The following is a 223-nucleotide window of genomic DNA, read 5'->3' on the forward strand; positions in this document are numbered from 1 at the left end:
GCGCTGCCCTTGCCCAAGCGGCAGGACAAACCCGCGAAATTCCTTACCAGGACGCCGACGGCAACCGGCTGGTCGGCTACTACGCATACGACGACGCCGTCGAGGGCAAGCGCCCCGGCATTGTGGTGGTGCATGAATGGTGGGGGCTGAACGATTATGCCAAGCGCCGCGCCCGTGACCTGGCAGCGCTGGGCTATAACGCCCTGGCCATCGACATGTACGG

General features: G+C 65.0%; 1 protein-coding gene. It reads left to right on the forward strand.

The window, feature by feature from the left end; genetic code table 11:
• Window positions 1-223: dienelactone hydrolase family protein (locus tag GYA94_RS27470; RefSeq protein WP_174824234.1), on the forward strand; the 223-nt coding region annotated here is incomplete at both ends.

Source organism: Pseudomonas juntendi, from assembly GCF_009932375.1.
GTDB classification, from domain to species: Bacteria; Pseudomonadota; Gammaproteobacteria; order Pseudomonadales; family Pseudomonadaceae; genus Aquipseudomonas; species Aquipseudomonas juntendi.